11 protein-coding genes are annotated in these 11,725 nt (G+C 58.6%); 7 read left to right on the top strand and 4 right to left on the bottom strand.

What is annotated here, in order from left to right; all coding sequences use genetic code 11:
* Positions 1-221 precede the first annotated feature (221 nt).
* The 7 genes from ACR0EZ_RS00660 (at position 222) to ACR0EZ_RS00630 (ending at position 7,860) form a co-directional block, all read left to right on the top strand.
* Positions 222-1,418, top strand: coding sequence for a glycosyltransferase family 2 protein (locus tag ACR0EZ_RS00660; protein ID WP_480609711.1), 1,197 nt, complete (start codon positions 222-224; stop codon positions 1,416-1,418).
* A 12-nt stretch (positions 1,419-1,430) separates the two neighbouring features.
* Positions 1,431-2,444, top strand: a complete 1,014-nt coding sequence (locus ACR0EZ_RS00655) for a lysylphosphatidylglycerol synthase transmembrane domain-containing protein (protein ID WP_480609708.1) — start codon at positions 1,431-1,433, stop codon at positions 2,442-2,444.
* Positions 2,441-3,385, top strand: a complete 945-nt coding sequence (locus tag ACR0EZ_RS00650; protein ID WP_480609705.1) for a glycosyltransferase — start codon at positions 2,441-2,443, stop codon at positions 3,383-3,385. The genes ACR0EZ_RS00655 and ACR0EZ_RS00650 overlap by 4 nt, the downstream gene beginning before the upstream one ends.
* A 1-nt stretch (position 3,386) precedes the next feature.
* Entirely contained in the window at positions 3,387-4,013 is a 627-nt protein-coding gene (locus tag ACR0EZ_RS00645; protein ID WP_480609702.1) for a class I SAM-dependent methyltransferase, read from the top strand.
* A gap of 10 nt (positions 4,014-4,023) precedes the next feature.
* Complete coding sequence (locus ACR0EZ_RS00640; RefSeq protein WP_480609699.1) at positions 4,024-5,520, top strand: DUF7056 domain-containing protein; 1,497 nt, start codon at positions 4,024-4,026, stop codon at positions 5,518-5,520.
* Between the two features lie 139 nt (positions 5,521-5,659).
* Positions 5,660-6,700, top strand: a complete 1,041-nt coding sequence (locus tag ACR0EZ_RS00635; protein ID WP_480609696.1) for an endonuclease/exonuclease/phosphatase family protein — start codon at positions 5,660-5,662, stop codon at positions 6,698-6,700.
* 128 nt (positions 6,701-6,828) lie between these two features.
* Positions 6,829-7,860: an NADP-dependent oxidoreductase gene (locus ACR0EZ_RS00630; RefSeq protein WP_480609694.1), complete on the top strand. Its 1,032-nt coding sequence runs from the start codon at positions 6,829-6,831 to the stop codon at positions 7,858-7,860.
* 32 nt (positions 7,861-7,892) lie between these two features.
* Here the strand turns inward: ACR0EZ_RS00630 and ACR0EZ_RS00625 are convergent, their stop codons facing one another.
* The 4 genes from ACR0EZ_RS00625 to ACR0EZ_RS00610 all read right to left on the bottom strand — a co-directional run bounded on the left by ACR0EZ_RS00625 (position 7,893) and on the right by ACR0EZ_RS00610 (position 11,717).
* On the bottom strand, positions 7,893-8,810 hold the full coding sequence (locus ACR0EZ_RS00625; protein WP_480609691.1) for a hypothetical protein: 918 nt from the start codon (positions 8,808-8,810) through the stop codon (positions 7,893-7,895).
* A 10-nt stretch (positions 8,811-8,820) separates the two neighbouring features.
* Positions 8,821-10,134 (bottom strand): TRAP transporter large permease, encoded by a 1,314-nt coding sequence (locus ACR0EZ_RS00620; RefSeq protein ID WP_480609688.1) that lies wholly within the window; start codon positions 10,132-10,134, stop codon positions 8,821-8,823.
* Between the two features lie 4 nt (positions 10,135-10,138).
* Positions 10,139-10,672: a TRAP transporter small permease gene (locus tag ACR0EZ_RS00615; protein WP_480609685.1), complete on the bottom strand. Its 534-nt coding sequence runs from the start codon at positions 10,670-10,672 to the stop codon at positions 10,139-10,141.
* A 67-nt stretch (positions 10,673-10,739) separates the two neighbouring features.
* Positions 10,740-11,717 (bottom strand): TRAP transporter substrate-binding protein, encoded by a 978-nt coding sequence (locus tag ACR0EZ_RS00610; protein WP_480609682.1) that lies wholly within the window; start codon positions 11,715-11,717, stop codon positions 10,740-10,742.
* Positions 11,718-11,725 lie beyond the last annotated feature (8 nt).

The raw sequence follows: 11,725 nt of genomic DNA, 5'->3' as shown, positions 1-11,725 counted from the left end.
AAATGATACCCCCCCCAAAGCTGATTGCCTGAAAGGTTAGATCGGGGAATGAGTCCTTTCAAGTAAAAATATTTTAAGCTTGAAGTTTATTACGCACAGAAGGGAAGACCGCCATGCGTAAATCATAAATCAGTACGAAGCCCGCCCCAATCTCGACACAAAAACCCGCCAATTCGGAAACAAACTGTTCAGAAATTTAGCTTTTGGCGAATGAGGGGCTTATGAAGAACGAAACCATCTCTGTCGCTTTTGTTTTGCCCTGTCTTAACGAGGCAGCGACACTTGAAAGGTGTATTCTCAGAGCGAAAGAGGCTTTGACGCTCGTTCGCGAGAGGTTTGGCCTTTCCGGCGAAGTGATTGTTGCCGACAACGGAAGCGACGACGGCAGCCAGGACATCGCCCAGCGCGCCGGCGCAAAGGTCGTGCATGTGACGGAACGCGGCTATGGCGCGGCCCTGATCTCCGGGTTTGGCGCGGCAAAATCGCAATACCTCGTGATGGGCGACAGCGATTGTTCCTATGACTTCGTTGAAGCCGTTCCGATGATCGAGGAACTTTTGAACGGGGCAGACCTGTGCATGGGCAACCGGTTTCGTGGCGGAATAAAGTCCGGCGCGATGCCTTGGAAGAACCGCTATATCGGCAACCCGGCTTTGTCTGGCATTCTGCGGGCTCTGTTCAAGACCAACATCGGCGACGCCCATTGCGGATTGCGCGCCTTGACTGCGCCCGCATTGGATCGCCTGAACCTGTCGTCCACGGGGATGGAATTCGCCTCGGAAATGCTTCTGAAATCGGTTCTGCTGGACTATAAAATCGCCGAAATTCCGGTCACCCTGTCCCCTGATGAGCGCGGCCGCCCGCCCCATCTGAACCCCTGGCGCGACGGGATGCGGCACCTCATCTACATGCTTTTGCTCAGCCCAAGCTGGCTGTTCATGGCGCCGGGCGTAACGCTTGGCCTTCTGGGTCTTGTCCTGATGACCGCCCTGCTTGTCGCCGGAGGGGACGAGTTGGTGCAGATCGGCGGGTTTTTCTTTGGCAGCCACTGGGCTGTCATGGCCAGTGCGGCAATGATCGTATCCGTGCAGATGATAACCATGGGCTTCTTTGCCCAGCTATATAACTACAAAGAACATATCCGGCGGCCCGGCAAACGCGCGTTGGCTTTCCTCAAGGCGTCGCGGCTTGGATACTGGCTGTTGACAGGCATGCTGTTGATCGCGGTCGGCCTGACCTGGATCAGCACCATCACGTTCGGCTGGATCGCATCGGATTATGCGGGCCTCAGCGCGATGCGCTCGATGCTTGCCGCCGGAACGATGTGCGTGATCGGTGCGCAAGTGTTCTTTTCCGGCTTCCTAATGTCGGTGGTATCCGGCAATCGCACCAGACACCTGTTTGCTTTGGGGGTCTGAGTTCCGCTGGCGATGCGCATGATGACCGGAGAGCATATCATCGAAAGGCCAGAGACAAAGCGCGGTCGAGTGGTCTTCGCGCTGTCGATCACGGCCTGCGCGGTCCTTGGGTTGATCGCGCTTTTCTGGGGCAGCGGCGCGTCCTTCGCCGATTTCTTAGCCTTGTGCGCCCGCATTCCCCTTTGGGCTTATGGCGTAATTGCCTTTGCTCAGGCCACAATCGTCATATTGGCGGCTATACGCTGGAGAATGCTGTTGAAAGCCGTGTCGCCTAAAGGTGAAACACTGGCGCTGCGGCCTGCGGTGGCGGCGACGGCATCGGCGGCAATTGCCGGGCAAATCCTGCCGATCCAGCTTTGCACCCCGGTCATTCGCGCATGGTTCGCGTCGCGTTTTGATATCCCGGTCCTGAGGTCTTTGGGCACTTCGACGCTTGAGCAGACATTTCAGCTTCTCGTACTGGTCAGCGCCGCAGTCCTGAGCTTTTTGTTTCTGGTGCCCACGGTTGGCTGGATATTCAACGCAATTGCCCCGATCCTTGCTTTGGTTGCGATGGTCGTGTTCGTCAGGTTTGCCATTCATCTGGCATCGAAGCTGCTGGTCCGTATCGCAGGTCCTGACGCATCGCTTTTGTCTCAGATCGCAATGCGCCTGCAACAAGGTTTCGAGAAAGCCGCGCAATTGCCGGATCGGATCCTGCTGTCCGTCACCGCACTAAGTCTTCTTGGATATGCCGTCCTGGCCGGGTTGAATGTTCTGCTGCTGAGCGCGATTACGGGTGTCGATATCCTGCCCCTGCTGATCGCCTATCCCTTGGTTTTGTTTCTCATGTCCCTGCCGTTCTTCCCCGGTGGGCTCGGGGTGGTCGAAGTGACATGGGCGGGCGTGCTTGTGCGCGAAGGATTGCCGTTCGATCAGGCGGTCGAGGCCGCTTTGGCGTTGCGTGTGATCTCGACCCTGGGCTTTTTCCTGATCGCCCCGCTTTTGCTCACCGGCCTTCACCCCGGCAAAAGGGGCGCGTCATGACGCAGGCCTGGCTTTCAGTGATCATGCCCGTCTTCAACGGTCGCGCGACGCTGGATGCCGCGCTGACATCTCTTGTGGGGCAGTGCGACGGGCTTGAGATTATCGCCGTCGATCAGGGATCAACCGATGGCAGCCGTGACATCCTTGAGGCAGCTCAGACCCGTCTTCCGATCCGGGTATTCGACAATCCCGATGGCAGATCGTGGACCGAGAACACAAATATCGGCCTGCGCGAAGCGCGCGCTCCGCTTGTCACGATGCTGCATCAGGACGATATCTGGTCGCCGGGGCGTGCGGCGCTTTTGAAAGAGATGAGCACCCAACATCCTGAGGTCGACATCTGGGTACACGGTGCGGATCTAATTGACGCGCAAGGGAACACCATCGGGCAGATGAGCCCACCTTTTGGAAATGTGCGGTGTGTCTTGCCCTCGGAAGAGGCGCTGTCGCGCCTGATCGTGCAAAATACCGTGGCGCTGCCCGCGGCCATGTTCCGGCGCGACGCAGCATTGCGCCTCGGTGGCTTGGATGAAAACCTTTGGTACACGGCCGATTGGGATCTTTGGTTGAACCTTGCGCAGAACGGTTTGGCCTGGGACCCTACGCGCGCCTCGGCGTTTCGAATTCACGCGAAGTCTCTGACCATGACGGGATCGCGCGACCTGCAGTCCTTCAAACGCCAGTTGCAGATACCGCTGGACCGTCATCTGGAGCATTTGCCGGAACGGCTGGTAACACGCGCCCGCAAGCGTGCAGAAGCAGCCAACGCGCTGAACGTCTGTTTGGCTGGCTTGCATCACCGCAATCTGCGCGGTGTCGGTTCAGCCCTGCGTGCGGCCCTGTTGCTTGGTCCGTCTGAATGGCGCGATTTCCTGATGACAACGCAGATTGTGAACAGATTGGCACCCCGGCTTAAGCTGGCCCTGAGAAGAGGAACATGACTTGGGTTCGATCGGAGCAAGTGTACGCCGTGCTTTTGGCCCCTATGAGCGGCAAGTGTCAGAGCTGTATCGCAGCGTTTTCATTGATTTAGAAGATCTGGCAGACTGTATTCAGGACTGGACCGACCCAACAGCCATCTGCGAGATCGGGTGCGGTGAAGGGGCATTGGCGGAACGCCTGTGCCGGGACTTCCCCAACTCGTCTTATCTGGGTATCGACATCATTCCTCATCTGGGGCGCATGTATGACGGGGATCGCGCCAAATTCCGTCAGGTCGACGCGCAGGACCTTGCCGAAGAATGCGCCGGGCAGTTTGATCTGGTCGTGATCAACGACGTCATGCATCACGTGCCACAGGCGATCCGCGCGGACATTCTGGAAGCTGCTAAAAAGCTGCTGATGCCGGGCGGTGTTCTTGTGTTCAAGGACTGGCTGAGACGGAAAACCCCGATCCACGCCGCATGTTACGTGGCCGATGTTCATATCGGCGGCGACAAGAACGTGGCCTACATGGCGATGGAGGAGCAGCGGGCTCTGATAACGTCCGTTTTCGGGCACGACGCAATCGCCGCGGAACAGTCGATCAAACCCTGGTCACAGAACCACGCCTTCAAGGTCGTACGGTAGGGCACAGGGAATGACCGCGCTAAGCCAAATCCGACCACAGGGCCTGAGCCAGGATCAAAAGCTGTCGCTCGCGATCCGGGCGTTCGTGGTGCTTAAAATCGCCGTCCTGCTTGTACTGGCGTTCAACACCCGCTTCGTGATGGATGAATTCTGGCACTTTACCCAGCCAGTTTACCTGTTCGACGGCACGTTCGATACAATCTGGCCCAAAAAAGCAGTTGGCTACGCGGTTTTTTATGAGCTTTCTCACCTGATTGGCTGGGATGCCACCTCTATGCTGATGGCGGGTCGACTGACCACCGCATGCCTTGCGCTGACATTGACCTGGTGCATCTACAAATGCGCCCGCGCCCTTGGCCATGAACGTATTACAGCGATCCTTGCCGTGGCGCTTCTGCTCAGCTTCAGCAATTTTATCGAGCGCGGGTTTCGCCTAAGATCCGAGCCACTGGCCACGTTGTTTGCGGCTATGGCGGTCTTGGTTGTCATCCGATACGAAACCGACCGGGCCAAAACCCTTGTCATCGCGGGTCTGCTCAGCGGACTTGCCTTTGTGACGACCCAGAAATCGATCTATTTCAATTTCGCTTTGGGGGCCGCGCTGGTCGTCGATGCGATCTGCATGCCCTCGGTCACGCGCGCGATCAAACGCGGGGCACTGCTGGTTCTGGGTTGGGTCATTGCAATAGCTTTATACGGCGTCCTGCTCGGGGGCCGAGCGATGCCGCAGGTTCTTGAGGTTCTTTTCCTGGGTCCTGCCGAACTCGCACTCAACGGCGGTAGCTACTACGAAGGGCTGGACGCCTATGTCTGGCAAACGCTTTTCCGTAACGCTTTGCAATATGGGTTGGTTGTCTTCGGGCTTGTTCTGGCGGCCACGCGGTTTTTCAGATGCGATGGAGCCGGTCGCATATTCCTGATCTACACGGTGCTGATCACGGCGCTTGTTTTCTTTCACAATCAGACATGGCCGTACGTTTTCATCATGGCGCTGCCGTTCCTGGCGGTCTACGGCGCGGCGGCAGTGATCTGGCTGCTGCGGTATTCGGACAGATGGTCAGCGGCGGTTCCGGGGATACTGATAATCATCGCCGTGCAAAGCACGGTTCGGAATGTACAGTATCTGGATCATGACAACCGGGCGCAAATAGCGCTGGTCCAGCAGGCCGAAGCGCAGCTTGAAAATGGCGACACCTATTTCGACGGCATAGGTATGATCCCCAGCCGCCGGATGGAACCACGCCTTTGGCTCGACGCCCAAGCCGTTATCAAGACCAGAAAAGAAGGCCAGAACTCAACCCTCTACGCCGCGCTGCTGAAAGGTGAGCCCCACCTGGTGATTGCGACCTATCGCACGGACAATCTGGGCGCACTCTTTAACTCTGCCCTTGAGGAGAAGTATGGCTTTCTGTCGCCGAACCTTATGCTGCCCCTCGAAACAAATCCGGCGCTGCCGTCTCAAAAATCCCCGCGTGTCCCGCTTTTTAGCGGCATCTACACCGACTAGGGCAAGCTCTGCACAATCCCAAGTCCCAACCTTGCGCCGCAGCCAGACACGGTAATCAAAGCTGTTGCAGCCAGCCCAAGCGCTGTGCCTAAAGTGGCGGCAAAGGATTTCTTGAAAAGCGGCTTTGGGAGAAAAGACAATGGCCGAGTATTATCTTGCGTTCTGGAATCTGGAAAACCTCTTTGGCCCGTCGAACCATCCGGACAGGCCGGAATGGGTTCAAAAGCAGGTCAAGAACGATCTGAAGGGTTGGACCAAGGCGCTTTATGGCACCAAGCTCAAGCAACTGGCAAAAGTCATCGCGGCCATGAACGATGGTGCGGGGCCGGATATTCTTGGCGTTTGCGAGGCCGAGGATGAAGCGGTTCTGAAGGACCTCATCGCAACACTCGCACCGATGCTGCCCGCCCGAAAATTTGCGACGGTGTTTGCCTCGGATGACCTGAGCTCGCGGGGGATCGACACCGCGTTCATCTATGATCAGAACCAGTTCAGCGTCGATAAGAAGCTGGTCTTCAACCATTTTGTCATGCGCCGGACCGGGACGCGGGACATTTTGCAGGCAACGTTCAAGGCCGTTGCCGATAACAATGAAATCGTGGTCATGGCCAATCACTGGCCCTCGCGGTCAGGAGGGAGCGCGCAGGACTCGGCCGGGTTCCGGGCCACGGCGGGGGAAACCTTGTCTTACTGGCACAGCCGTATTTTCGAGGCCGCGCCTCTGAAAAAGCGAACGCCGGTCGTGGCGTTTGGCGATCTGAATGACGATCCGTGGGACAGAAGTGTCACCGTGAACGCGCTGGCCACGCGTGAGCGCGGCGATGTTCGGCGGGCGACGTCCCCGAAGTTCTACAACCTGTCCTGGGACTACCTGATCTCGGACACCGTGGATCTGAACGGGAAGAAGCGCCAACTGGAGGGCACGCTGTATTTCAAGAGCAACGGCAATCTGTTCGACCAGATCCTGATCAATCGCCCGCTTCTTGATGCCAAGAAAGACAGCGGCTTCAAATATGTCGATGGCAGCGCGGGCTTGTTCGCTTTTCCTGCCATGGTTTCCCATAAAACGGGTGAAGGACCGCGCCGGTTCGGGCTACCGAAGGGAGATGCCGGAAAGAACGTGGACAAGACCGGTTTCAGCGATCATTTCCCGGTCGCACTAAAGATCAAAGCGGTGTGAGATGGCAAAACGCTTCTAAAAGGACTCTGAGGCTACTAAGTTCACAAGCCCAGTGCTGACACTGTTTTGGTTGCACTCCGGCCGCATACGGTTTCTGCTGCACGACATCTGCTTTGCACGAGGTCACAATGCCCCAGACATCCACCGCCAACCGTCGTTTCGTTCTGGCCGAACGCCCGAAGGGACAGCCGGACGAAAATACGCTGCGTCTTGAAACCACGGACATCCCCGAACCCGGCCCGGCAGAGATGCTGGTGCGAACGGTGTATCTGTCGCTGGACCCTTACATGCGGGGTCGCATGAATGACGGCAAATCCTATGCCGAACCGGTTGCGATTGGCGGCGTGATGACAGCTCAGGTCGTGGGAGAGGTGGTGAAATCGAACATCGAGGGCTACGAGGCCGGAGACTACGTGCTCAATCCAAGCGGGTGGCAGGACTACGCCGTCTCAGACGGAGCGCAGGTCGTCAATCTGGGCAAATCCCCGGACAACCCGTCATGGTCGCTCGGCATTCTGGGCATGCCGGGATACACGGCCTATGCCGGTTTGCTGAAAATCGGAGAGCCCAAGGCTGGCGAGACGGTTGTCGTGGCCGCTGCGGCAGGCCCGGTTGGCGCAACGGTCGGGCAGATTGCAAAGCTCAAAGGGTGCCGCGTGGTCGGCATCGCTGGCGGTTCGGAAAAATGCACGCATGTTGTCGAGAACCTTGGATTTGACGCCTGTCTGGACCACCGCTCCGACGATCTGGCGACACAATTGCGCGCGGCCTGCCCGGATGGCATTGACGTGTATTTCGAAAACGTTGGGGGCAAGGTCCTGTACGCGGTGCTGCCGTTGTTGAACCCGTTCGCGCGCGTCCCTGTCTGCGGGATTGTATCGTGGTACAACCTACCGGGCCTGCCGGACGGCCCGGACATGGGGCCAGCGATCCTGGGCACGATCCTGCGGATGAAAGTCAAAATGCAGGGGTTCATCATCTACGACAATTTCGGTGCCGACGTGTATCAAGAGTTTGTCCGCGACATGACCGCCTGGCTGGCGGATGGGTCAATACACTACAAGGAACATATGGTTGAGGGGTTGGAGAATGCTCCGGAAGCCTTCTATCAACTGCTGGCCGGTGGCAACTTTGGCAAGATGGTCGTGAAAGTTGACTGACTGAACAAAGGCCCCAACTGCACGCCGCATGATCACGCGCGATACATCCGGCGCATGACCAGAGGCGTCAGGTACATCGGTATCTGGTAGGCCCCGATGAACACCATAATGGGTGCCGTGGCCTCGGGCGGCAAGGCCAGGAAGAACAGCGCGACGTTGCGGTTTCCGGCGATCACGGACACTGCGGTCGCGCTGGCCGGTGGCAAGCGATTGCGTGTCAGTCGGAAGGTGACGATCTGAGCGCCGAAATTCACCAGACAGGCGAAAGCGATCCAGAACCCGGCACGCCACGGATCGGTCAGCGCCGCCGCGCTGACCGCCGGCATCAGACCGGTGACGAAGACGGCCAAGGTGATCGCCGCAAATCCTTCGAGTTTCAGAAGCGTTCTTTGCGATGGATTGCGCAGTACGGACTGGCGGATGCTGACGGCAACCAGCGTGACGATGGAAATCGTCAGAAACAGATTGAATGCCGCCTTCAGAACCGCCCTCAGATCGCCAAGCTCGGGCATCAGCCAGAAGATCGGCAATGCCGTCAGCGGCAATAGGGCGGTACCGACCACGACCAGACGCATGGCATGTTCGGCGGGGTAGCCCATCATCATGCACATGTTCGGACTGCCCGAGATGGACGGCGCGGCGGTCATGATCAGCACTGACAGGATGATCGCTGTCCCTATCCAACCTCCGGCAAACCCGACCGCGATGAAGGCCAGCGGCGTGAGAAGCTGAAACGCGATCACCGCAGTCATCACCTGACGCAGATCGGCCAGCGATCCCAGAATGGCCGCAGGTTCCATCCGCAGAATGGTCACGAACAGCAGCAGAACCACAAGCGGCGGCAACAAGGGCAGCATCGGCTCGGCCAGCCCGGGCAGCAGCAACCCGGCCACAAGCCCCGAGACCATGACATAAGGGCCGTTGCGCGCCGCCCAGAGCAGCGGGTTCACCGGGGCGGCCCTACCCGCCGGGACTCTGACGCAGGTTCTCGGGCAGCCAGGTGGCGAGATCGGGGAACCAGATTAGGATAAAGACCATCAGCACCATGATCAGGAACATCGGGATCGCGGCGCGGGCGATATAGCTCATCTCGTGGTTGGTCATGCCTTGCATCACGAACAGGTTGAAACCGATCGGCGGCGTGATCTGGGCCATTTCGACGACAACCACGATGAAGATGCCAAACCAGATCAGGTCGATCCCAGCCTCGCGGATCATCGGCTCGACCACGGCCATGGTCAGCACGACCGAGGAAATCCCGTCAAGGAAACAGCCCAGAATGATGTAGAACACCAGCAGAACCATGAGCAGCTCGAACCGCGTCAGTTCCCACCCGGCAATCAGGTCGGCCAAGCCCCGCGGCAGGCCGGTGAAGCCCATCGACAGCGACAAGAACGCAGCACCCGCAAGGATCAGCGCGATCATCGCGCTGGTCCGGGTCGCGCCCATCAGGCTTTCGGTGAAGGTCTTCCAGTTCAGTGAACCCTGCCCTGCGGCCAGCAGCAGCCCGCCGATCACGCCAAAGGCTGCGGCCTCGGTCGCGGTGGCATAGCCCAGATACATCGACCCGATCACCACCATGATCAGCAGGATCACCGGCAGCAGAAAACGCGAGTTCCTGAGCTTTTCGGAAAAGGTCAGTTTGCCCTCGCTATTCGGGTTCCAGTCCTTTCCCAGCTTCGAGTAGATCGCGACATAGCCCATGAACATCGCCGCCAGCACGAGGCCCGGCAGGATGCCCGCAAAGAACAGCTTGGTGATGGATTCATTGATCGTGACCCCATAGACGATCAGCGTCAGTGACGGCGGGATCATCAGCCCCAGCGTCGCCGCCCCTGTCAGGGTGCCGATGATCATCCGCTCGGGGTAATTGCGTTTGCGCAATTCCGGGATCGACATCTTGCCAACCGTGGTCAGCGTGGCGGCGGAAGAGCCTGAAACGGCGGCAAACACGGTGCAACCCACGATATTCGTGTGCACCAGACCACCGGGCAGCGGCGCCATCCAGGGCGACAGACCCTTGAACATGTCCTCGGATAATCGCGTTCGGTACAGGATCTCGCCCATCCAGATGAACATCGGCAAAGCGGTCAGGGTCCAGGATGAGGATGCCGACCAGATGGTGGTGATCATCACGTCGCCGACGGGGCGGGTCGTGAACAGCTCCATCCCGACCCAGGCGACGCCCATCAGCGCCAGCCCGACCCAGACGCCGGTGCCCAGAAGGGTAAACAGAACAAAGAGAAAAAGGATGATGACGGACAGGTTTTCCATGCGCTTACTCTCCGTGGCTCTGGTCGGCCAGATCGCGGGTGATCCGGTGGTCACCCTTGAACAGGACATGGAACAGGTGATCGGTCAGCGCGATGGCAAGGATCACGGCCCCGATCAGCATGGCGGATTGCGGTATCCACAGGGCGGTCTTGTCCTGCCCCTGACTGACATCGTTGAACTTCCAGCTCCAGTAGACGAACCGGTAGGCGTACCAGCAGAAGTACCACATGACAGCGGTGCCGATGGCAAAACACCAGATTTCAAGGATGCGGCGGGCGCCATCCGGAACCGCGTTCAGCAGGATCGAGACGCGGATATGGCTGCCCCGGTTCAGGGCATTGGCAAAAGCAAGGAACGAGGCGGCGGCCATCGCGTATCCGGCATAGTCGGGCGCGCCGGGAAAGACCTCGCCGGTCCAGCGGGCCAACATCTGCACGACAATCAGCAACAGGATAGCGATCAGGCTGAGCGCCGCCAGAACCCCTGCTGCCAGATAGATGAAATCCAGTACGGACCGAAGCCCTCGCAATACCGCCATACCGTCCCCGTTATGTTATGATCGTGCAGGTTTCGGGCGGCAGAGACCCCGCCGCCCGCATGTGCCGTTACTGTGACGAATTGAACGCGTCGACGATGGCCTTGCCTTCATCCCCGGCGGCTTCCAGCCATTCATTGGTCATGGTGACGCCGATTTCCTTCAACTCACCCACCATCTGATCCGAGGCCGGACCAACGGTCATGCCGCCATCCCGTAGACCCTGCAGGGTGAAGCCGGTGTATTCCTTGGCGCGCCAGTTGCCGGCGTATTCAGCCAGTTCCGAGCAGGCCTTGATGACGTTCTTGTTGGCATCCGACACACCCGACCAGACGTCCGAGTTTACCATGACGTAATTGCGCGGCAGCCAGGCGTCGACCTCGTAGAAATAGTTCAGGCTTTCCCAAACCTTACGGTCATAGCCGGTAGAACCCGAAGACACCATCGAATCCGCGACACCGGTAGCAAAGGCCTGACTGATTTCAGCCGCTTCGATGGTCACGGGCAGCATCCCCGTCAGTTCGGCCAACCGTGATGTGGCGTTGTTGTACGAGCGAAACTTGATGCCCTTCATGTCAGCGACCGAGTTCACCTCGTTCTTGAAATAGAGGCCTTGCGGCGGCCATGGCACGGCGTAAAGCAGCGTCAGGTTCTGCTCGGCCAGCAGCTTTTCGATTGCAGGCTTCGCAGCCTCCCAAAGCTTGGCGCTGTCGTCGAACGAGGTCGCCAGAAACGGGATCGAGTCGAACCCGAACAGCGCGTTTTCGTTCTGGTGACCGGACAGCAGGCGTTCGCCAATCGGGGCCTGCCCAGTTTGGATCGCGCGCTTGATGTCGCCGCCTTTGAACAGCGAGCCCGACGGATGGGTGACAATTTCAATCTCACCGCCTGTGCCGGTGGTCACGCATTTGGCAAACTCTGCGCCCGTGGCCGAATGGAAGTTCGACGCCGAATAGGCCATCGGCATGTCCCATTTCTCGGCCAGTGCAGGTGCGGCTGAAGCGGCAGTCAGAGCGGTCGCTGCCAGAAGATGTGTCAGTTTTTTCATCATAGTCT

The organism is Ruegeria sp. AK4 (assembly GCF_056541025.1).
Note: the sequence above shows the minus strand (reverse complement) of the source record. Positions and strands in the feature narration are given on the sequence as shown.

What these genes read in the sequence shown, in the direction of transcription:
- ACR0EZ_RS00610 (WP_480609682.1), bottom strand. Translation starts at nt 11,717, where the DNA reads ATGAAAAAACTGACACATCTTCTGGCAGCGACCGCTCTGACTGCCGCT.
- ACR0EZ_RS00640 (WP_480609699.1), top strand. Translation starts at nt 4,024, where the DNA reads ATGACCGCGCTAAGCCAAATCCGACCACAGGGCCTGAGCCAGGATCAA.
- ACR0EZ_RS00620 (WP_480609688.1), bottom strand. Translation starts at nt 10,134, where the DNA reads ATGGAAAACCTGTCCGTCATCATCCTTTTTCTCTTTGTTCTGTTTACC.
- ACR0EZ_RS00630 (WP_480609694.1), top strand. Translation starts at nt 6,829, where the DNA reads ATGCCCCAGACATCCACCGCCAACCGTCGTTTCGTTCTGGCCGAACGC.
- ACR0EZ_RS00660 (WP_480609711.1), top strand. Translation starts at nt 222, where the DNA reads ATGAAGAACGAAACCATCTCTGTCGCTTTTGTTTTGCCCTGTCTTAAC.
- ACR0EZ_RS00655 (WP_480609708.1), top strand. Translation starts at nt 1,431, where the DNA reads ATGCGCATGATGACCGGAGAGCATATCATCGAAAGGCCAGAGACAAAG.
- ACR0EZ_RS00650 (WP_480609705.1), top strand. Translation starts at nt 2,441, where the DNA reads ATGACGCAGGCCTGGCTTTCAGTGATCATGCCCGTCTTCAACGGTCGC.
- ACR0EZ_RS00635 (WP_480609696.1), top strand. Translation starts at nt 5,660, where the DNA reads ATGGCCGAGTATTATCTTGCGTTCTGGAATCTGGAAAACCTCTTTGGC.
- ACR0EZ_RS00615 (WP_480609685.1), bottom strand. Translation starts at nt 10,672, where the DNA reads ATGGCGGTATTGCGAGGGCTTCGGTCCGTACTGGATTTCATCTATCTG.